General features: G+C 46.9%; 14 protein-coding genes. 7 read left to right on the plus strand and 7 right to left on the minus strand.

Features of this window, described 5'->3' with window-relative positions; genetic code table 11:
- Positions 1–6: 6 nt before the first annotated feature.
- Together ACO08K_RS23440 and ACO08K_RS23445 are read left to right on the plus strand one after the other, a co-directional pair.
- Positions 7–2,337 (plus strand): hypothetical protein, encoded by a 2,331-nt coding sequence (locus ACO08K_RS23440; protein ID WP_421798913.1) that lies wholly within the window; start codon positions 7–9, stop codon positions 2,335–2,337.
- Positions 2,338–2,346: 9 nt separating this feature from the next.
- Positions 2,347–3,738 (plus strand): hypothetical protein, encoded by a 1,392-nt coding sequence (locus ACO08K_RS23445; RefSeq protein WP_421798914.1) that lies wholly within the window; start codon positions 2,347–2,349, stop codon positions 3,736–3,738.
- Positions 3,739–3,776: 38 nt separating this feature from the next.
- Here ACO08K_RS23445 and ACO08K_RS23450 read toward each other — a convergent pair whose 3' ends face one another.
- The 3 genes from ACO08K_RS23450 to ACO08K_RS23460 all read right to left on the minus strand — a co-directional run bounded on the left by ACO08K_RS23450 (position 3,777) and on the right by ACO08K_RS23460 (position 6,427).
- Positions 3,777–5,033, minus strand: coding sequence for an RNA polymerase sigma factor (locus ACO08K_RS23450; RefSeq protein ID WP_421798915.1), 1,257 nt, complete (start codon positions 5,031–5,033; stop codon positions 3,777–3,779).
- 7 nt (positions 5,034–5,040) lie between these two features.
- Entirely contained in the window at positions 5,041–5,394 is a 354-nt protein-coding gene (locus ACO08K_RS23455) for a YciI family protein (RefSeq protein ID WP_421798916.1), read from the minus strand.
- A gap of 199 nt (positions 5,395–5,593) precedes the next feature.
- Positions 5,594–6,427 (minus strand): HAD-IIA family hydrolase, encoded by an 834-nt coding sequence (locus tag ACO08K_RS23460; RefSeq protein ID WP_421798917.1) that lies wholly within the window; start codon positions 6,425–6,427, stop codon positions 5,594–5,596.
- Positions 6,428–6,634: 207 nt separating this feature from the next.
- Here ACO08K_RS23460 and ACO08K_RS23465 point away from each other — a divergent pair, with 207 nt between their 5' ends.
- From ACO08K_RS23465 to ACO08K_RS23485, 5 genes are all read left to right on the plus strand, one after another.
- Positions 6,635–7,306, plus strand: coding sequence for an MCP four helix bundle domain-containing protein (locus ACO08K_RS23465; protein WP_421798918.1), 672 nt, complete (start codon positions 6,635–6,637; stop codon positions 7,304–7,306).
- Between the two features lie 51 nt (positions 7,307–7,357).
- Complete coding sequence (locus tag ACO08K_RS23470; protein WP_421798919.1) at positions 7,358–9,418, plus strand: S8 family peptidase; 2,061 nt, start codon at positions 7,358–7,360, stop codon at positions 9,416–9,418.
- A 625-nt stretch (positions 9,419–10,043) separates the two neighbouring features.
- Entirely contained in the window at positions 10,044–10,898 is an 855-nt protein-coding gene (locus tag ACO08K_RS23475) for a glycerophosphodiester phosphodiesterase (RefSeq protein WP_421798920.1), read from the plus strand.
- Positions 10,899–11,018: 120 nt separating this feature from the next.
- The gene (locus tag ACO08K_RS23480; RefSeq protein ID WP_421798921.1) at positions 11,019–11,561 is read left to right on the plus strand and encodes a hypothetical protein; all 543 of its coding nucleotides are present in this window, start codon (positions 11,019–11,021) and stop codon (positions 11,559–11,561) included.
- A gap of 90 nt (positions 11,562–11,651) precedes the next feature.
- Entirely contained in the window at positions 11,652–14,063 is a 2,412-nt protein-coding gene (locus tag ACO08K_RS23485; RefSeq protein ID WP_421798922.1) for a TonB-dependent receptor, read from the plus strand.
- A gap of 137 nt (positions 14,064–14,200) precedes the next feature.
- On the opposite strand, the gene ACO08K_RS23490 is transcribed toward ACO08K_RS23485, so the two are convergent.
- From ACO08K_RS23490 to ACO08K_RS23505, 4 genes are all read right to left on the minus strand, one after another.
- Complete coding sequence (locus ACO08K_RS23490) at positions 14,201–16,006, minus strand: acyl-CoA dehydrogenase (RefSeq protein WP_421798923.1); 1,806 nt, start codon at positions 16,004–16,006, stop codon at positions 14,201–14,203.
- 126 nt (positions 16,007–16,132) lie between these two features.
- Positions 16,133–18,103 carry a hypothetical protein gene (locus ACO08K_RS23495; protein ID WP_421798924.1) on the minus strand — a complete coding sequence of 657 codons (1,971 nt, stop codon included), beginning with the start codon at positions 18,101–18,103 and terminating at the stop codon, positions 16,133–16,135.
- A gap of 17 nt (positions 18,104–18,120) precedes the next feature.
- Positions 18,121–18,879 carry a hypothetical protein gene (locus ACO08K_RS23500; RefSeq protein WP_421798925.1) on the minus strand — a complete coding sequence of 253 codons (759 nt, stop codon included), beginning with the start codon at positions 18,877–18,879 and terminating at the stop codon, positions 18,121–18,123.
- Positions 18,880–19,136: 257 nt separating this feature from the next.
- Positions 19,137–21,584 (minus strand): heavy metal translocating P-type ATPase, encoded by a 2,448-nt coding sequence (locus ACO08K_RS23505; RefSeq protein WP_421798926.1) that lies wholly within the window; start codon positions 21,582–21,584, stop codon positions 19,137–19,139.
- Positions 21,585–21,715 lie beyond the last annotated feature (131 nt).

The raw sequence follows: 21,715 nt of genomic DNA on the forward strand, positions 1-21,715 counted from the left end.
TGTATCATGACCCAACATAAAGGTTTAGGCCTGCTGTTTACCATTTTGTTGTCGGCTACGGCCTTGTTTCTCCATTATCGGCCTTACCTCACCGATCCTGATAATACCTTCTTTAACCTCTACGGGGATGGTTACAAAAACTACTTCACCGTTTATTACCACGTCAAACACGATGCCACCTATACGCACTTTGAGGGGATGAATTACCCCTACGGAGAGCACATCATGTACACGGACTGCCAACCCATTTTGGCCAATACGCTGAAATTCATCAGTCAAAATATTGTCGACATCTCCGAGCACACCATTGCCATCATGAACATTGCAATTGTGCTATCCTTTTTGCTTTGTGCGGTGTTGTTGTATTTAATTTTGACCAAATTGAAAGTAGCACCCTGGTTTGCGATGCTGGCTGCATTGGGCATCATGTTGATGTCGCCGCAGCATTTTCGGCCAATTGCGCACTATGCCTTGTCCTATGGTTTTGTGATTCCGTTGATCATTTATTTGTTACTGCGCTTTGAAGAAAAGCCTTCTTACCTGATCAGCGCCATCATTGGTGTAGTCATTGGTCTTTACGGCCTGATTCACATGTATTACCTGGCCATTGCGGGGATGCTGATTGGCTGGTATTTCCTGTTTACTTTTTTGCGGAACAAAAGTTGGAAAGAGGTCATTCGCCTTGGTATTCACTATGGCATTCAGGTCATTTTACCCTTTATGCTCATTCAAATCTGGATGATGAGTACGGACGCGGTAACGGACCGACCACCCACTCCTTTTGGATTTTTGGACTATCGGGCGCGTTGGGAAGGCATCATCACGGCGATTCAAATGCCCTATTGGGCTTGGATTGATAAGAACGTGGTGGACATTCGCAACATGACTTTTGAAAGTGAAATCTACATTGGACTGGTAGGCGTGATTGGATTTATTGCCTTTTTTATCCCTTTGCTGCGCAAAAAAGTATTGCCTCAAACAGAGGAATTGGCACCGCGGTTTTTGCGTTTGTTTTTTCCAGCCATTCTGCTCATGCTGGTCGTTTCCTTAGGTTTGCCATTTGTATTGCCGGGTTTGGATTTTTTGATCGACTACCTTGGGCCTTTCCGCCAGTTTCGGGGACAGGGGCGTTTTGCCTGGGCTTTTTATTATGGCTGGGGAATTGTGTTATGGTATTTATTGTACCAAAAAGCTCAAGTCTGGACAGGTACGCGTCGGGTAGTATTGATTGGTGGTGCCATGCTGATACTTGGCATAGAATCCTATTTCATGTCTACGGCCTCTTTCATCAAACCCTGGAAAGACGAGGCGCACTACAATCGCCAACAATTTGAGAGTGGACCGGATTTTTGGTTCAAAAACATTAATTTATTGGATTATCAGGCGGTACTGCCGATGCCTTATTTCCACATTGGTTCAGAAAACTTTATTGTGGATGCCCCTGGTAACGCGGTGCGTATGGCTACTTTGGCAGGTTGGCTTTACGGGTTTGGCAACATGGGCGTACAAATGAGCCGTACCTCTTTTTCGCAGACAATCAAGCGAGTTCCTTTGGACATGCTGCCCTATCGACCTGTACCAGTGCTCAAAGACCTACCCAGTAACAAACCATTTTTGGTCGTGCTGGACAAAGGCCAGTATTTTTCTACGACTCAGGGTACCAGTTATTTGTTGCGTTTTAGCGAAATGTTGTATGAGGATTCACTGGTGCAGTTGCGCAAACTGCCCTTGGATGCCTTTGATCAGGCCATCAATGCCTGGCGGCAGGACATCAAAGGGGGCTATGAAGGTACCTTACAAAAAGGTTTTCAGCGGGATGGATTTTTGTTGCCGGACAGCACCTACCAATTTTATTATGAGAATTTTGACAAACTGAAGTCGCCCAGAACCTATCAAGGTAAGGGAGCATTTGTGGGGCATCGCAAATTTTTGGGCAAGGGCCGTAAACAGGTGCCATTTTTGACCTTCCAAACCCCGGCAGCCAATAACGAATGTTCGGTATGGGTGTACCTGGGTGAAGACCAGCGCCCGCGAATGAACTTCAAAGGTTATGAAATTGACGTGGCGGGTAATAGACGCCTGATTGTACACAATGCCTGCAAATTTGACTTGCAGGTGCTGGATAACAACGGTTGGGGCCTGGTCGTTTTTCCGATCAATGCCAGTCGAGCTGGAGCTACCGTGGAGCTGGAGCTCGAATACAAAGACATGAACATCAAGGATGTTTATGTGGATGAATTTTTGGTGCGGCAGGTAGGTCGCCCCGAGGACAATATATTTTGGAGAAAGGGGAATGATCTGGTGTTTAATAATTTTTGGTTCCCTAAGCTGTATTAAAATAAAACTATGCAAGCAAGGCATGTACTGATTTTAGGACTTTGTGGCTACTTCGCACTGGGGGCCCTGGCAGCCTATTTTTACCAGGAGCGCACCATTTTTCTCGACCCTGCTTTTTTGCTTTTTTCGATTGCCAGTTCTGGCGAATTTGCCATTCAGGCCAACCGTTTTGGCTCGGCAATGACCCAGTTTTTTCCCTGGATCGCGGTACAGCTACATTTGCCGATCAAATGGGTGATGATCATTTATTCGGTTGGGGTGGTGTTTTACTATTTTGCTTGCTTTTATGTGGTGCAGCGCTGGCTGAAAAACAGCAATTTGGCCCTAGGGATTCTGCTGATCAACACTTTTATTGTATCTTATACTTTTTGGTGGATGCAAATTGAATTTGCGCAGGGGATTGCCTTGTCGATGGTCTTTTTGGCTTTCATGACGCGGGAACGCCAATGGGCCGATTACAATGCTTTTGAAATTTCGGCCTTCTTTCTGATCCTGATCACCTTACTGTATTTCCACCCACTCATTCCATTTTTGTTGGCTTATTTGATGCTGTTTGGCTTGTTGGATGAACAATTGCGCTTGCCCAAAAAGCAGTTTTGGACGGTAGCGATTCTGTCGTCAATGATTTTGTTGTTCAAAAACTATGTGATGCCCACCGCCGTTTACGACAACCAGGCCAGCCAGGGCATCAACAACTTCAAAACCCTGCCGAGTTATTTTAACATCCAGTCGAACCTCAATTTTATCGAATATTGCAAAAAAGACTATTACCTCTTACCGATCGGCTTATTGGCTTGCCTGGTGGTTTTGGCCATGCAGCGTAAATGGTGGAAGTTACTCTTATTGGGTGGGATGTTCTTTGCCTACCTGTTACTGGTCAATGTGTCATATGCTCAAGGTATGCCGCAGTTTCACATTGAGAGTTTTTACTTACCCTTGAGTGTATTTGTGATCCTGCCCTTGATTTTTGATGTTTTACCATTGATCAAAAAAACTCCGGTATCACTGGGGCTTTTGGGTGTGGTTCTGGCTGTACGTATTTTTCACATTGGCTCCTTGCACCAACCCTACACCAATCGGCTGACGGTGCAAAACAAGATGCTTGACAAACTCGAACAAATGGACAGCAAAAAACTGATCATCAGCGAAAAGGATGTTCCGATGGATACCTTGATGATGAGTTGGGGCTCTTCGTTTGAGTTTTGGTTGTTGTCTTCCCTGCGCAACCCTGAAGCGCCACGTTCGATAGTCATTGATGAAGACCCAACGCGTTTTGACTGGACTTTGAGTGCAAACAACTCCTTTTTTACAGAATGGGGGATTTATCCATACGCGGACTTGCCGCGGCGGTATTTTAATTTTACAGACATTGGGTATTATCGGAAAGGGAAGGTGGAATAGGGTTGATTCAATTGCTGAATAAATTCTGAATTTCAACCTTACCCACAGCCCTCAATTTTCCCCTGAATGACCTTGTACTCAGCAGGTAAGGTGACCAATTCTAAGGCCTGTTGATAGGCTGCAAGGGCTTCGATTTTGTTTCCGGCCTTGTGGTAAAAATCACCCAAAGCGGTATGCCATAAATAATGTTTGCTCATTCCCTCAATTTTTGACAAAGCGTCAATTCCTGATTTGGCCCCTTCAGCATACCCCATGGCAATGGCCCGATTGAGTTCAACAATTGGAGATGGCTGAACTTTCATCAACAAGTTGTAACAATAATAAATAGCTTGCCAATTGGTTTGAGCAAAACTTGGGGCAGCTGCGTGGTAAGAAGCAATGGCTGCTTCCAGGTGATAAGCACTGATTGTCTCACCCCGGCTGGATTGTTTAAAATGTTCGTACCCCAGGGCAATCAGCTGTCGATTCCAACAACTGCGGTCCTGGTACTCCAACAAAACAATCTCTCCATCGGCATTGAGCCGGGTATCCAGGCGGGCCGAATGAAAGCAGAGTAAGGCCAACAAGGCGTGGGTTTTGGGCAAATTGCTCAAAGGATGGCGCGCCAACAAAGCCCCCAATCTCAGCGCCTCAGCACACAATTCGCGGCGCACTACGGCATCATTGGAAGCGGATTTGTACCCTTCGTTGAACAACAAATACACTGCGTGCAGCACGGCGTCCAAACGTGGAAGTATCTCCACGCCGTTGGGGACCTCCAGGGATAATTTTTCCTGGCGAATTTTTTCTTTGGCCCGGTACAAACGTTTGCCAATGGAGTCAGCAGGCAGCAAAAAAGCAGCGGCAATCTCATCCGTGCTCAAGCCACAAAGGGTACGCAGCATTAAGGCCAACTGCGATTCCAATGGAATGGCCGGATGGCAAGCCGCAAACAACATCCGCAATTGCGCATCTTCAATTTCGGTATCCAAAAAATAGGCATCCAGCCAATGGCTTGCCTCGGGATTGGACTCCTCCTGGCGAATCGCGGGGGCAACGCGCTCCCGAAAATTGCGCTCGCGGCGCAAATAATCAATGGTGCGGTTTTTGGCAGCGCGGTACAGCCAGGCTCGGGGATCAGCAGGCAGACCCTTGAGTTTCCAGCTTTCCAGGGCGGCAATCAGGGTCTCTTGCACGATGTCTTCCGCAATTTCGACCTGGCTCAAGCCGAATAAACTGGTCAATACCGCGAGCATCTTTCCCGACTCGTGTCGGAAAAGATGCTCTACAGTATGATGAACCGGCTGCTCCGCCATGGCTGGCTTAATTAAAAACCTGGATGGCCCGAACTTCCACTCGTCCTTCAATTTCGTAAATAGGACAGCCTTTGGACAACTCGATGGCTTCTTCGATGCTGGCAGCTTGCAAAACCAGGTACCCGCTGACCAACTCTTTGCTTTCTACAAAAGGACCGTCGGTTACCACATGTTTGGAACCCGTAACGACCTTTCCTTCTTGTACCAAAGCCTCAGCACCTACCAGCTTGCCCTGAGCGGCAATGCTTCCAATCCAGCTGTTCCATTTGTCCAACTCTGCCTGCATGGCTTCGGGCGACATTTCCTGATAAGCAGTTTCAGTTGCCGTAGTGTTGCGAAACAGGAGCATGTACTTTTCCATTTTTTTTGGTTTAAAGTTAAAAAATTAATCAACATGCCCTGTTGACGAACAGCGGAGAAAGAATCGGACAAGAACAGCAATTTTTTTTGTTGAGAAGTTTAGGAGTTTAGGAGTTGAGGCTACCGCAGCGACTTAGACAAGGTCTTGGTCAAAAACGCTACGGTAGCCTCAACTCCTAAACTTCTCAACTCCTAAACCTTTAATTAGCCACCATCAATTTACCATTCCTGCTTGCTTGCTCATGTAAAAAAGAGCTTGGCCCTTCCAGCCATTCATCCAGGTTGAGTTCGCCTATGGTGTTGACGATCAGGTCGGGCGCAAAAGCGTAGGATTTTAAATCAGCTCTTTTGGATACCCCGGAAAGGGTGAGGATGGTACGGTAGCCCATTTGGATGCCGCCCAAAATATCGGTATCCATGGTATCTCCAATGATCGTTGTATTGACTGTTTCGAGGCCCAATTTTTTGCGAGCAACCCGCATCATGACGGGGCTGGGTTTGCCCACCGAAAAAGCTTTGACTCCGGTCGCTTCTTCAATCATGGCTACTACGGATTTGATACCCAGATTGGTCCAACCTTTGGTTTTGGGTGATGGGTCCAGGTTGGTGGCGATTAATTTGGCACCATCCAGGATCATGTCAACCGCGTGGTTGACCATCTCCAGGGTAAAATTCCGACCTTCACCCACCACCACAAAATCGGGATTTTGGGTAACCAGGGCATAACCATGTTCGTGCAGACTGTTGATCAAGCCGCCCTCACCCAGTACATAGGCAGTCCCTTCCGGCTTCATGCGGGCCAAAAACCAGCCCGTTGCAATGGCACTGGTGAACACATTGTCTTCTTCAACCTCGATGCCGAGGCCAGAAAGTTTATTCACGACGTCACGCGGTGTGCGTTGACTGTTGTTGGTCAAGAAGAGAAACGGAATGTTGCGTTTTTGCAATGCTGCGATGAACTTGTCGGCCCCGGGAATCAGGTGATTTCCACCATAAATAACTCCATCCATGTCGATCAAAAAACCTTTGTTCATTCGTAAAGTTTTGATTATCAAAAATGTCGAAAAATAAAAATTTTCAACACGATCCTAAATATAGTTGCAAGGTAGTCGCGATTCAGGTCGAGTTCCAGCAGGTATTTGACACATTTCGATGCTCGATTGACCAAAATTTGCTTTTTTCCCACCAAAAAGAGTTGTAACTTTCCCTGTAGACAAGTTAACTTGTAAAAAGGGATGATTATGAAATGGACCTATGGCATTCGGCAAAAAGCTGCCGCTTCGGTATTGCTTGCAGTGGTATTGGGTTTGGTGATGTTGAACAATCTGGTGGAAAGGAATCAAATCCGCCGACTGGACAAGTCTTTTTCCTCCATGTACGAGGATCGATTATTGGCAGAAAGTTACCTCTTCCAGTTATACGATCAATTGCAGCAAAAAAATGAACTTTTCCAAGCCAGTTTGCAAGCTAAACATCCAGATATCCAGCAATTTGACATTGATCAACATCAGAAAAAATTGAATGCCATCATTGATAAATTTGAAAAAACTCAACTTACCAAAGAAGAAGCAGACAAGTATCAACGTTTCAAAACTATCCTGGCTGATATGTCAGCCATCGATGCCCAAGTGATGGACCAAACTGAACAACATAGCGAAATCCAGTCCAACTTGATTGAAAGAAGTGAAGCTAGTACCACTAAGGCATTTGCAGTTTTAGCGGAACTTTCTGAAATTCAAACCACCGAAGGGCAAGTTTTGCGCAGCCAATCCAAACGGATTATGCTGGGTAACCTTTCCGCTTCTTACTTTGAAATGGCCATTTTGGTGATCATTGCACTGTTGATACAAGGACTGGTGTTGTCGACTAAAACTTTACAGTTACCAAAAACGCAGGGTTCAAACCTAAACTAAAAATTTAAACAGGCTCAAAAACAGGGGCTTAGCTCCTAAAACCCAAAAACTATGTATTCTATTCGTTACGGAGGCCGCGATGGCCAACTTATTCAACTGGTTGAAGCACCTGATCTCGTTGTTATTCGCACCCAAACGGGTAAATCCTTGTCTGATGTAACGCTCTCGGAGGATTCCCGGGAAGCTGCATCCACTTTATCACCAGTTGCAGCCTTTCCGGAAGCAGATGTGGTGGTGTACAAAATTATGGAAGCCAAACGCTCCATAGTCAAAGCCTTGCGCAATACCATTCGCAAACTCCTCAAAAAAGAACCGAGCATTCGTTTTGCTGGCCGGGTGTTGAAAGATGCCCAAACCGGTAGTATTTATGTCTATACCGAAAACTTTTTCGTCAAATTCAAAGATGAAATAGCCCCAGGGCGTTGTGAAGCCATCCTGAAAGAACAAAAACTGGAGATTGCCGAAAAACTCACTTTTGCTACCAATGCCTACTTTGCCAAGGCTCCAGAAGGGACTGGTTTAGATATTTTTAAAATCGCAGAAACCCTGATTGAATTACCAGAGATGGAGTACTGCCATCCCGAGTTGGTCCAGGAAAAACGCAATAAGGGTGTTCACTCCATGCAATGGCACCTGATCAATACCAAGATCAACGGAAACACCATTGAACAAAGCGTTCAGGCTGAAGCTGCCTGGAAAATAAGTCGAGGCTTAGGTGCTACCATTGCAGTTATTGACGATGGAGTAGACATCGACCATCCTGAATTCAATCAAACCGGGAAGGTAGTTGCCCCCCGGGACACCATTCGCAATACCGATGATCCCCGCCCGCGTGGTTTTGGAGACAACCACGGCACCGCTTGTGCTGGAGTAGCTTGCGCAGCAGGTGTTGGTAAAGCAAGTGGAGTGGCACCAGACGCAAAATTGATGCCCATCCGTTCGGGCGGGCTAGGGTCAATGGCCGAGGCCAAAGCTTTTGCCTGGGCTGCTGACAATGGCGCCGATGTAATCTCCTGTAGTTGGGGGCCTGCTGATGGTGATTGGAGTAATTCCAACGACCCTATCCATAATGTAAACGCCCCATTGCCAGACAGCGCACGTTTGGCGATTGATTATGCCCTGAAAAATGGGCGCAAAGGAAAAGGCTGTGTGATTGTTTGGGCGGCAGGCAATGGCAACGAAAGTGTTGACCTGGATGGTTACGCCGCTTATGCACCTATTATTGCGGTCGCTGCGTGTAACGATCGAGGTAAACGCAGTGTATACAGCGATTTTGGAAAAGCCATTTGGTGTGCTTTCCCCAGCAATGACATATTTGCGCCAAACCTTGAACCTACTCGTCCCCTGACTCCAGGTATTTGGACTACTGATCGAATGGGTGGGAGAGGGTACAATGTTGGAGTCACCAACGCCGAAAACACCATTGGAGACAAGGAGGGCAATTACACCGCTACCTTCGGAGGCACCTCCAGCGCTTGCCCAGGGGTAGCAGGAGTAGCCGCGCTGATGCTGGCAATTAATCCGGAGTTGAGTGGAAGTCAGGTGAAAAATCTCATCAAATCGGCTTGTGATAAAATTGATAAAAGCGGGGGAAATTACGACGCAAAAGGACATAGCCAGCTCTACGGTTATGGCCGCATCAATGCCCTGAAAGCGGTGCAACTGGCAAAAGACAGCGGAAGTACCCCTCTGGAAGACCTGAATATAAGTGGCAAAGCTTATTTCAATCGTGAGTCCAGCGTGGTACTTCAAGAAGGCCAATTTACTAAAGACGCTTTTACCAGTAATCGTTTATTGGGTCTGGAATTAAAAGTAGAACCTGAAAGCAGCAAAATAGGGATTCAATACCGGCTTTTCATTCAAAACTTGGGCGGAACTGCCTTTGTACAAAATGGGGCTTTTGCCGGAACGGACGACGCTAGACGAAAGGTCATTGGTTTTCAAATTACCCTATTCGGACCACAGGCAAGTTTGTATAAAATACTGTACTCCGCTAAGTTGCAGGGGAAAAACACAATTGTCTCCGGGCAGGATGGCTCCATCTGCGGTACTTCTGGCTTGACTGGAAATGCCATTCTTGAGGTGATGATCGAAATAAAAAAGGTCTCCTAAATGAGGACCCAGGAGTTTTTTTTCACACATATGACGCTTTTATGATAATTCATTTTGGCGATTTTTTGATCGGATTTTGGTTTTTTGGCTAAAATTAAGTGTGTGTAAGTAATTGATATACTGATTGTAAAGGCTTTTGTTGATGCGTTTGTTTGTAGCGTTTTTACAAATGAGTTTTCCCTAAAATTGTAGATTTTTAAATTTAAACTAGTCCTATCTTTATGTCGCACTTTGAACGCTGAAGAACATGCTGAATATTTGGCACTGAACACTGGATTACAATTTAGTTCTATGAAAGTCTTTGCTACTAACAAACACCCGTACCAATGGTGCAAAAAGGGAATTGTAGTGGTGGATATTATTGCTCCACTACTTTAATTCAACCTTTTACTAAAACCAGTCCCCTTCTACACTGTATGCTGATCACACGTTACTTGATGTACAGAATGCCTTTTTTGAAGTTTTTAAGTACCTTGATTACCGATCCCCTTTAATTTTTCATAACCTTGCTGTAAAAATGTAAGGCATGAAAAATGGACTAGAACAAAGTTTCTCCCTTCCCTTCCCCTTCCTATTCACAATCTTCCTATTTTGTTGCTCAGCCTGTCATTCCTCAAAACGCACAATGAGCGACATAAAAATCCAAAATACATTTGATTGGCAAGGTCACCGCGGTGCACGTGGTTTGGCCCCCGAAAATACTTTGCCAGCTTTTTTAAAGGCATTGGAATTTCCAAGGATTCGTACTTTGGAACTAGACCTTGCTGTGTCGGCCGACAACCAGGTATTGATCTCGCATGAGCCCTGGATGTCGGCCACTATTTGTTCCACTCCCGTTGGTGATGCAGTCAAAGCTGAAGATGAAAGCAAATTACTGCTATACCAGCTCCCCTACGCTGAAATAAGCAAATACGATTGTGGGCGAAGAGGAAATGAACGTTTCCCCGAGCAACAAGCTATGGCCGCACATAAACCGCTCCTGCAAGAGGTGGTACAAGCAGTACAAGCTCACTGTGCCAAAACCAAACGTAAACTACCGCAATACAACATTGAAATCAAAAGTCAACCGGCCTGGGATGGAAAAAGAACCCCTCCTCCTGCTGAATTCGCCAAATTGGTACTTCAGGAGATTCAAAAACTTGGCATTGCCAACTCCTGTTGCATTCAATCTTTTGATCCTCGGGTGTTGCGTGAAGTCAGGGCAATTGCACCTCAGATGACCCTGGCGCTGTTGGTGGAAAACCGCCGTGGAATGGAAGCCAATGTGCAAGAACTGGGTTTTACCCCAAATATTTATAGCCCTTACTTTGGCTTACTTTCCGCAGAAGTTGTTCAAAAAGCCCACACTATGGGGATGAAAGTAATTCCCTGGACAGTTAATGAAACCGCTGCGATGCAAAAATTAATCGAAATGGGTGTAGATGGAATCATTACGGATTATCCCAATCGTATACCCGAGGAATTGAAAAGTGAAAAGTGAAAAACGAATAGCAAGTTTCTTCTTCTGGAAAAAAAGGTCGGTTTTAAAGACTATCGTTTATATTTGCTTTACACCACTGGCCTATCTGAACTGGTTGTTGGATTGGACTAAAATACGAGCTTGAAAAAACTGTCTGGCATATTCCTTTTGGCTTGTTTGAGCCTGCCTGTACTGGGTACCTATACCTGGTTGCAGTACAAAAGATTGATGGTCAAGCAGGAGGTGAAACAAGCTATGATGGCGGGTCTGAGCAAAGAGCGTTTGGTGCGATTGGCTTTCACCAAAGCCCAGGTTGACACTTTGTTGCACTGGGAACATGCCAGGGAATTTGAGTTCCAAAACCAAATGTACGATGTGCTGGAACAAAAAATCCAGGGAGATTCCATCGTTTATTGGTGTTGGTGGGACCAGGAAGAAACCTTGCTGAACCGACGCTTGGACGATCTTTCTACCAAAGCCTTCGCGAGCGACCCACAACAACAAAAAGCACAGGATCAACTCCTTCAGTTCTTTAAGTCCATTTATTGTAGTGTTCCAGATGCTTTGAACCCATTCCCGCTCAGTGAGCCAGGTGAGTTTTCCCAAAGTTTAAATTGGGGAGAAAAAAACGAGCATCATTCCTGGAAACAAAGACCTCCTTCCCCGCCTCCCAAATTGGTGTAAACCCACTTTATTTTTTGTTTGGATCTAGTTCAGGCACCGCGCTGTCCCTGAACCCAATTTTATTTGACGGAACTTTTTACACCAATCAACATGAAAAGACTATTCTTTACTTGTATAGCCTTTTGGGCCATATCTTTTGTTTCTGCACAGGTGATCACCATACAAGACGCAGAAAGCAAATTGCCACTGGAGAATGCAACCCTTTCGAGCAGCAACCCTAAAATACTCTTGACTACCAATGCCAAAGGGCAGTGTGACATTGCTACCCTGGCTGGAGCTGAAAAGATTGAAATCCGCTATTTTGGCTACAAAACGCTGATTAAAAGTTTTGCGGAATTAACCCGGGAAAACTTCCAACTTGCCCTAAGCCCTACGCGGGTTTCGCTGGATCAGGTGGTCATTTCAGCTAGCCGCTGGAACCAAAATCAGCGCGATATTCCCTCCAAGGTGAGCACCATTACGAGCCGGGAGATAGCTTTACAAAACCCTCAAACCGCTGCCGATTTACTCGGGGCTTCCGGTGAGGTTTTTATTCAAAAAAGCCAGCAGGGTGGGGGCAGCCCCATGATTCGCGGCTTTTCCACGAACCGTTTGTTGTATGCCGTTGATGGCGTACGGATGAATACGGCCATTTTTCGCAGTGGCAATTTGCAAAACGTGATTTCATTGGATCCTTTTGCTACGGAACGCACTGAGGTGTTTTTTGGCCCGGGCTCAATCATTTACGGCAGCGACGCCATTGGTGGTGTGATGAGTTTTGAAACGTTGAGTCCCAAATTGGCCACTGATGACAATACCTTGATAACAGGCAAGGCCCTGAGTCGGTTTTCTTCTGCGAACAAGGAAAAAACTGCTCATTTTGACCTGAATGTTGGATGGAAAAAATGGGCGCTGGTAACTAGTTTTTCCAGCTTTGACTATGGCGACTTGCGCATGGGGCGTTTTGGCCCCGATGAATACTTGCGGCCATTTTATGTGCAAAGACAAGGCACCACCGATGTTGTAGTGACCAATGATGACCCACTTGTACAGCGCCCGACTGGCTACACCCAAATCAACCTGATGCAAAAAGTGCGGTTTAAACCTTCCGAAAGTTGGGATTTTCAATACGCATTTCATTATTCCAGTACTTCGGATTATTCCCGGTATGATCGGCAGATTCGGCTGCGCAATGGCCTACCTCGCAGCGGAGAGTTTTATTATGGCCCGCAGGTTTGGGCCATGAACCACCTCAATATTAGCCATTCAGCAAAAGGGGGGATTTACGATCGAATGACCATTCGCCTTGCACACCAATTTTTTGAAGAAAGCAGGATAGATCGGGATTTGAACCGCACCGAGCGGCGCATTAGAGTAGAAAAAGTGAATGCTTCTTCCCTGAATTTGGATTTTACCAAGGCCATAGGCGCAAAAAGTCAGTTGTATTATGGACTGGAAGGTGTGATTGACGAAGTGGAATCTACCGGAACAAATGTAGATGTGTCTACCAACAAGTCGGTGGTGGGCCCTTCGCGGTATCCACAATCCACCTGGTCTTCTTATGCCGCTTACTTGAATTACCAGTTGAAAGCGGGAGAAAAATTTGTACTCCAGGGAGGTCTTCGTTACAACAACTTTGCCCTAGATGCCGATTTTAGCAACAACCTGGCTTTTTACCCCTTTCCATTCTCCACCGCAAAACTGGACAATACTGCCTTGACGGGAAGCCTCGGATTTGTAATCAATCCCAATGAAGATTTGAGCATTCGGGCTAATGCTTCCACTGGTTTTCGTTCACCGAATGTGGATGATGTAGGTAAAGTATTTGACTCTACACCAGGATCAGTGGTTATTCCCAATCCTGACCTCAAGGCTGAGTACGCCTTCAATTACGAGTTGGGTATAGCCAAAGTATTTGGAGAAGTGTTGAAAATAGACCTCACCGGATTTTACACGACGCTGGAAAATGCGATGGTACGCCGCAATTATACACTAAATGGGCAAAGCCAAATTAATTACAATGGAACCCTGAGCCAAGTGCAAGCCATCCAAAATGCAGCTGCGGCCAATGTCATCGGCTTGCAGGCGGGGATAGAACTGAAAATTGCGAAAGGTTTATCTTTTTCTTCCCAGTTTAATCTACAAGACGGCGAAGAAGAATTGGACAATGGTGAAAAAAGCCCTTCACGACACGCTGCACCCTGGTTCGGTGTTTCTCGTCTGACTTACATCGCAAGTGGGCTTAATTTGCAGTTTTATGCCCAGTACAGTGGCGAAGTGAGTTATGAAAAGCTCTCGGAAGAAGGCAGGGCTACTGATTATATATATGCCATCGATGCAAATGGCAAACCTTATTCGCCAAGTTGGTACACCTTCAATTTTAAGGCATTGTATCCAATTTTAGAACGGTTTACATTGACTGCCGGGGTGGAAAACCTGACGGATCAGCGGTATCGTCCGTACAGTTCGGGGATTGTGGCACCGGGGCGGAATGTGATTCTGGCGCTGAGTTTGCATTGGTGATCGTATGGGCGGCCCTGGTTGGGGTGGCCATATGTGGCCGCCCATACACAAGATATACGCGACCCTCGTACGGGCGGCCCTACGTGGCCGCCCGGGGGGCGACACGACCGCCCGGGAGCGACCACATAGGGTCGCCCCTACACCAACATATTGGGGCTGGTATCCATGGTTACCCGGACCCGACTGTTCAATCTGATCTTCATGCCCACCATTTTTGGCAATTCATACTCAAAAAAGAAGCTGAAGGCCTGCAATTTACCTTCGTAGAAATTTTTATCCCCCTCAGCTGGGTTTTGTGCCAGCCCTTTTTCTGCGGCGACGGCCTGTTTCAACCACATCCAGGCGATAATCATTGTGCTGAAATACTCCAGGTATAAAGTGGCGTCAGCCAGAAAAACTTCAGGGCTTTCTGTACTGGCTAGTTGGAAAAGATTCATGGTGGTCTCCTGCAAACCGGCCCCGGTTTTCATCAGCTGTTCAGCATAGGGTTTCAACCTTGCACTGGGTAGCGCCGCTTCGATGACACTTTGCATTTCTTTGCTCAGTAACTGAAGTCCTTTTCCATTTTCCATCGTTAGTTTGCGGCCCAACAGGTCCATACCGTGGATAGTCGTAGTCCCTTCATAAATGGCATTGACCCGAATGTCACGATAATGCTGCTCCAGGGGGAAATCGTCGGTATAACCCGCCCCTCCCAATACTTGCATGCCTTGGCTAACCGATTGCACGCCCATCTCCGAAGGATAGGATTTGGCAATGGGAGTCAACAATTCCAGCAGCAGATGGGCATTGCTGGCTTCTTCACCTTGAGCACGGTGGGCCAGATCTCCGTACAAACTACATTGCAAAAGCAGGGCAATGCTACCTTCGGTAATGGCCTTTTGAAACAGGAGCATCCGTCGTACATCGGCATGCTCGATGATCAACACTGGTGGCTGGCTGATGTCTTTATTGGAAGGATGACGACCCTGCGGGCGTTCATTGGCATATTTCAAGGAAGCGTAATAAGCTGCGGAAGCGGTAGCCGCCGCCACCATCCCGGTGCCGATGCGGGCTTCGTTCATCATTTGGAACATGTAGCGCAATCCCTGGTTGGCTTGGCCTACCAAATATCCCCGACAATCGTCTTGTTGTTCCCCCAACATCAAGTGCGCGGCAACGTAGCCTTTTTGGCCCATTTTACCATAAATACCCGCGGTGGTTACATCATTGAAGACCAATTGCCCGTTTTCTGGCCGAAATTTGGGCACAACAAACAGGGAGATGCCCTTGGTACCCGCTGGAGCTCCTTTGATTCGGGCCAAAAGCAGGTGTACTACATTGTCCACTGCGTTGTGATCGCCACCTGAAATGTAGATTTTTTGACCTTTGATTCGATAGTATTCACCATCATTGACTGGCTCCGCGCTAGAGCTTAGGTCTGACAAGGAACTCCCGGCCTGAGGTTCCGTCATGGCCATTGTTCCTTGCCATTGGCCACTGTAAAGTTGGGGAATATACGCTTCATTCAAAGCCGCTGACCCAAAGGTGCGAATCAAGTTTGCTGCCCCGGTGGTGAGAAAAGCGTTGCAGGCAATGTTGGCATTGGCTGCGTGGAAAATGAGCGTAGCTGCATTGAGCACGGTATAAGGCATTTGTTGTCCGCCTGCATCAAAATCTTCGTGCGCATTGATCCAGCCACCTTCGGCCATGGCCTGAATGGCAGGTTTCATACAGGGATGTACATGTACTACGCCGTCTTCGTAACGCGCTTTTTCCTTGTCCATCACGCGGTAAAAAGGAAAAAGGTATTGGTCGCCAATTTGTTTGGCAGCATCAAGCGCCATATCGATTGCTTCCCGATCATACGCTTCGAAGTGTTCAATTTTTTGGAGTTGAGTGACGTCGAGAACCTCGTAGAGCATGAAGCGGAGGTTGCGCGAGCTGATGTATTGTTCAAGCATGGTGCGATAATTTAAACCACAGCGAATTTTCGCTAATTCAGCGCAAGATATTGCACTTGAATTTAAATGCTTGAAAAATATTTTACTCAGTTATAAAAATCTCAATAATTTATTTCCATCGAAAACTTACTTAACCAAGTTACAGATGCCCTCCGGCAACGCCAACTCTCCAAAATGTACCCTGATGCGGCCATTTTTGCTCATGGTGTAAAATTTCCCAAAACCCAATGAGTCTGCGCTTAGCCGAATGCTTTGGAATTCCTGCAACTCCCGACCATATTGGATTTTAAAATCGTAACGTTCACCCAAACGTAGGGGTAAATTCGTCAACAAGGTGCCAGCACTGATGTCCCCTAGTTTTTTATAAGGCATCTCCATGCCCGTATTACAAGCACTTCGATAAAAAATTGGCAGGGTAGGGCGGATGGCGGGTTGGTAGCTGCCGCCACAAGAAGCATTGATACTCAAATCAACACTGGATAAAACGCTGGCATTGCTAGGGCGAACCCGCAACAAAGCGCCCTGGTTCAATACCTCACACACTGGGAAGCTGCGGGTACTGCTGCGCAACTGACAACCTTCCTCATAGTAAAAAATAAACTGGGCCTGAGTGCCATAAAAACCGCCGGGAGTGAATAGTGGATTCCGGGGATAAGCCACCTGTAAATTGTTGATGCCTTTATTCAGGCGCATAAACCGATACCCGCTGCTGCTGCCAATTTGGTAATACAACCAGCCTTCGGTCGCCTCATCGGCATTGACCGAAATGGGGATGTTGTTTTTTTCCTGAAAACTGTATTCTGAGCAGATGGGCAAGGGCTGGATGACAAAGACACTGACCTGGGGTTGAAACTTGACATTGCCAAAAACCGTACTGTCCTGTTGTAGAAAAAAATCCCGGGTTTGTTCTCGCACGTTGCGCACAAGAGCGTCCATATCAAAACCTTGACCTGAACGGCAACTGGGGAAAACCTGCATAAAATTCAAAATGGCTTTGCTGGTGTAATGATAACGTACCGGAGTAGTGCCCCGATAATACACGCCTTCCAGGGTATCGGGCATATCCCCTTGTACCTGGACAAAAACCTGACAGAGTTCCGAAATTTTTTCTTCTGGCCACAGTTCCATAAAACCTAAAGCCCAGCGACCGGTATAGGCCATAGGCATGCTGGCTTCCAGTTTGCCATTGCGGTTGCTGACCGTGGCGAAGGATTTGGCTTGCCAGATCCCTTCATCCGGATTTTGCGAAAAAGCTGGAATCAAATCACCTGTTTTAATTTTGGCCTGAGTCAATGGATTGTACAAATCGGGACTGATCGGAATGTTCAATTGGGCGGGGAAACTCAAATGATCCGCCGACTCACTCCCGGATTTTACCTGGAAATCAATCAAACTGACCGGATTGAGGTTCAACTTGCCAATACTGCCATCTGCTTTGCGGAATGGCGCCCGAATCAAAGTAGACTCCAGGTAGTTTTTATTGGCTGGAGTGCCCGGCATGACCATCAGTTTGAGCGCCAAGGTGCCAGTGATGCTGGACTGGCCTTCGCGAAATTCAACGTAAGGATCAATGCGGAGGCTGGCCTGTAGGTTGGTCGTGCTAAAAGTCAGACTGGTGGTCCGTTCTGAGGATAAGGTTTTATTCAATACATCAATATGGGTCGAAGCACGCATGGGACGCATCCACACCGTTGCCAATTGACCAATCGTATCATTGAGCAGGTATTCTTCCTCCACCGTAAAATAGCTCGATCCCTGAAAGCGGAAACGCACTTTACGTGGGGCACTTTCGCTGGGGGCTTCCCGTTTGAGGGTGCCCAGGGTAAGTAGCCCGCCTTGTAATTGCAGGCTTTTGCTGCCACTGTTGCTGTACAATTTCGAAAAATCACTGCTGATTAACTCCAGGTTGACACCCTCTGCGGGCGCACCGGTCAACTCATCCAGCACTTGTAGGGTCAGGGGTTGGTGCAATACTCCGGTACTGACCTCGAACTGAAGGCCTTCCAGCGTGTCTTCTTTGAGCTGATCCAGGGCTTTTTCGCAAGCACTACAGCACAATAAGCTGAGCAATAAGATATAAAAGTTGCCGTATTTCATGGGAGGGATGGTCTTTTTTATAAAAATCGCAAGCCAACGCGGAGGTTCAAAGCTGGCCAAATGCGCTTGTTCTGAAGGTTGTCTTGCAGTTTTTGGCGGTTATTCTCATTCGTTGCCAATAAGCCGGTGGCCTGAAGGTCGGTGCTGGGTTTGCCTCGAAAATAAGCTCCTGCATCCAGACATACGCTCAAACGCCGCCAGGGCACCATGCGGCCCAAACCCATCCCCAGGTAGGGCGATGCGAAACGACCATAGTGGAGCCTGGCATCAATCTGGCCCATTTCTTCCGGCGCAATTTTTACTTCATTGAACTGGACGGAGTCGCGCAGCACAAAAGTTCCGTTGATGCGGTTTCCTGGATGAACGGCCAAACCCACTACTGCCCGCACTTGCTCGTTCAGCACAGCATAATCAATCATGATTTCTGCAGAATGCTGACGAATTTTTCCGGTAAATAGCCAAGTATTGTCGCTCAAGCCAAAGCTGCCCAGGTCAAATTGTTGTTGGCCAAAACTGCCTTGTAAATAATTCAAACCTGCCCGTAAGTGCCAGGAGGGGCGCACGCGAAAGGCCATGTCTGCTCCTGCACCCTTGGTGCCTAGGCTTGCGCCCAGCGCGTATTGCCATTCGCGGAAACGAATCAAGCCCTTTTTCACTGGCGCTTCCTGAGCAAAAATAGGGGCTAGGGAACTCAACAGGAGCAGCACCAGTACAATTGTTGGAGGTCGAAAAATGTTGGAAAGTAGGGGCTTTCCGTACTTCAATCGGTTGTTCATGGGACAATGAATTATGATTTTCCAGGCCGTTCAACACGCCGGAATCAGTAGAAATCAGTAAAACAAATGGAATGATGTGTAGATAAAAGCCCCTGAAAATGAAAGATTGTTCAAAAATAGTAATATTTCTTGGAAAGGAGGTAGTGGGTGGGAAAAAAAGTTGAGCAGGTTGAGGGAGGTTGAGAAAGTTGAGGCTACCGCAGCGATTTTGACAATGGCTCTTGTCAAAATCGCTGCGGTAGCCTCAACTTTCTCAACTATTTTCTCAATACTTTAGCCGCCAACCAATTACTCGCAATTGTCCCAAAAATAACGATGGTAATCGAGCTCAAGGGCATTAGAATGGCGGCAACCACTGGCGACAAGGCACCCTGCACGGCAAAGCTCAACCCGACGATATTGTACAACAAAGCGAGACTATACGCACCAAAAACGAGGACCACACTTTTGCGGGCATATTGGATAAATGCTGGCAAACGATGAAAACGATCAGCACTCAGGATGGCATCGGAAGCCGGGGTGAAATTGGCAGTATCCTCAGTAATGGCGATCCCTGCATCTGCCTGGCGGAGCGCCCCCGCGTCGTTGAGCCCATCGCCCAGCATGAGCACCCGATGGCCCTCATTTTGGAGTTCTTGAATGAATTGAAGTTTGTCTTTGGGGCTTTGGCGGAAATGCATGTTGTCGCGCTCTTTAAAAATGGGTGCCAATAATTCAGCTTCCCGGTCATTGTCGCCACTCAAGAGGTAGACCTCGCCCAAACTTTGGAAATACTGTAAGGTTTCAAGGGCCTGAGGCCGCAAAAAGTGCTCCAATACGAAGTATCCCTTTATTTCATTGTTGATTTGAACATAAACCCCTTCGCCATCCAGACTTGGATTCAAGAGTGTTTGATCCATGAATTTTCGAGAACCCAATTTGATGTTGCGGTGCCCGACCAAAGCCTCAACGCCCTTCCCAACTGTTTCCTGAAAATCAGCAATGGGATACGCTGTCGTTTCCGCAATTTCTTTGGACAACTCAGCATGGATGAGTTTACTGGCCGGGTGATTGCTTTGACCGCTCAGTGTTACGATCAATTGTTTTTCAGTATCAGTCAAAGGTTCCCCTACAAATTGAACGGTGCTGGATTGGCCCGCAGTAATGGTTCCCGTTTTATCCACTACAATGGTATCAATGCGGTAGAGCGCTTCAATGGCATTGGTGTTTTTGAGGAAAAAATTACAACGGCCCAGAATGCGCAGGGCATTACCCAGTGTAAAGGGCACGGCCAATGCACCAGCACAAGGACAAGCCACAATCAATACCGCCGTAAAAGCATTGATGGCAACGCCGATGTCACGAGGCACCCAATAGATCAGAGTGCCAAATCCTACCAATAAAATGGAGGTAGTAAAATATCGGCTTACTTTGTTGGCCAACACACTGGCCTGGCTTTCCTGTTTTTTGTTAAAAGCATCCTCGTTCCAGAGTTGGGTGAGGTAACTTTGGCTGACTTTTTTGCTCAAACTCAATTCAATCACACCTCCCATTTGACGGCCCCCGGCGAATACTTTTTCGCCTGCTGGAATGCGCACGGGTTCGGCTTCGCCCGTTACAAAACTGTAGTCGATGTTGGCTTCCCCGCGCAAGATGATGGCATCGGCGGGGATCAGTTCTCCGTTGCGAACGTAGATGATGTCGCCAGCGTCCAGTTTGTCCAGGGCGACGGATTGCTCGGTTTGGTCTACCTTTTTGCGGGCAGAGATGGGGAAATAAGATTTGTAATCCCGCTCAAAGGAGATGTGGTGGTAAGTGCGCTGTTGAAACCATTTGCCGATCAACAAAAAGAAAATCAAACCAGCCAGACTATCCATGTAGCCTGCTCCGCTATGGCTCAAAATTTCGTAGACACTGCGTAAAAAAAGCACGGCTGCTCCCAAGGCCAAAGGCACATCGATGTTGAGCTGTGCCCGTTTTAAACTCTGATAGGCCGAGCGGAAATAATCCTGGGCGCTGAAAAAGATCACCGGAAGCGACAAGAGGATATTGAGCAGGCCAAAATACTTAGCAAAACCAGACTCAGTCAATTGATTCAAACCCAGGTATTCAGGAAAACTCAGCAGCATGATGTTGCCAAAAGCAAAGCCAGCTACGCCGATTTTATAGGCAAAACTGCGGTTGATGACCGGCCGGTTTTTTTCGTCCAAACTACCCAGATTGATGGCTGGTGCATAGCCAATACTGGCCAGGGTTTCGGCAATTTTGCGCAGGCTGGTTTGTTCCTCCGAAAAAACCAGGTGCAACTCCCGTTTTAAAAAATTGACTTGGGAAGTATGGATGCCCTCGGTGAGTTTGTACAGGTTTTCCAACAACCATATGCAGGAAGCACAGTGGATTTGGGGCAGAAAGAGGGTGATCCGGGTCGTTTTGCCGTCGCTGAACTGGACCAGCCTTTTGAGTACTTCGGGGTCGTCCAAAAAAGCGTATTCTTCCTTGCGTTTGCCACGCAGACTGATGCCCGCCGTTTCGTCAATGTTGTAGTATTGGCACAAACCATTGGTGTTCAGGATTTCGTACACGGTACGACAGCCTTCGCAACAGAAATTCTTTTCATCAAATGGAATCGGATCACTGGGTAGTGGTTCACTACAATGGTAACATTGGGTGTGGTTGTCTACACGTACTTTTCCGGCACTTGATCTTAGGGTGGTATTCGCCGTCATGAATGACTGTTTTCAGATGATTTAACTGCGTGTAAAAGTACCAGTGCCCAAAATAGAGGGGACTGATTTTTGTCACCCTCCAGAGATGATAAAATTGTAAAAATCTAATACAGACCAAAGGGGATTTGTCA

The organism is Haliscomenobacter sp., assembly GCF_965225875.1.
Lineage (GTDB): Bacteria > Bacteroidota > Bacteroidia > Chitinophagales > Saprospiraceae > Haliscomenobacter.

Bases quoted from the DNA above. Each gene is read 5' to 3' on its own strand.
- ACO08K_RS23440 (WP_421798913.1), top strand. From the start codon at position 7: ATGACCCAACATAAAGGTTTAGGCCTGCTGTTTACCATTTTGTTGTCG.
- ACO08K_RS23445 (WP_421798914.1), top strand. From the start codon at position 2,347: ATGCAAGCAAGGCATGTACTGATTTTAGGACTTTGTGGCTACTTCGCA.
- ACO08K_RS23450 (WP_421798915.1), bottom strand. From the start codon at position 5,033: ATGGCGGAGCAGCCGGTTCATCATACTGTAGAGCATCTTTTCCGACAC.
- ACO08K_RS23455 (WP_421798916.1), bottom strand. From the start codon at position 5,394: ATGGAAAAGTACATGCTCCTGTTTCGCAACACTACGGCAACTGAAACT.
- ACO08K_RS23460 (WP_421798917.1), bottom strand. From the start codon at position 6,427: ATGAACAAAGGTTTTTTGATCGACATGGATGGAGTTATTTATGGTGGA.
- ACO08K_RS23465 (WP_421798918.1), top strand. From the start codon at position 6,635: ATGAAATGGACCTATGGCATTCGGCAAAAAGCTGCCGCTTCGGTATTG.
- ACO08K_RS23470 (WP_421798919.1), top strand. From the start codon at position 7,358: ATGTATTCTATTCGTTACGGAGGCCGCGATGGCCAACTTATTCAACTG.
- ACO08K_RS23475 (WP_421798920.1), top strand. From the start codon at position 10,044: ATGAGCGACATAAAAATCCAAAATACATTTGATTGGCAAGGTCACCGC.
- ACO08K_RS23485 (WP_421798922.1), top strand. From the start codon at position 11,652: ATGAAAAGACTATTCTTTACTTGTATAGCCTTTTGGGCCATATCTTTT.
- ACO08K_RS23490 (WP_421798923.1), bottom strand. From the start codon at position 16,006: ATGCTTGAACAATACATCAGCTCGCGCAACCTCCGCTTCATGCTCTAC.
- ACO08K_RS23495 (WP_421798924.1), bottom strand. From the start codon at position 18,103: ATGAAATACGGCAACTTTTATATCTTATTGCTCAGCTTATTGTGCTGT.
- ACO08K_RS23500 (WP_421798925.1), bottom strand. From the start codon at position 18,879: ATGAACAACCGATTGAAGTACGGAAAGCCCCTACTTTCCAACATTTTT.
- ACO08K_RS23505 (WP_421798926.1), bottom strand. From the start codon at position 21,584: ATGACGGCGAATACCACCCTAAGATCAAGTGCCGGAAAAGTACGTGTA.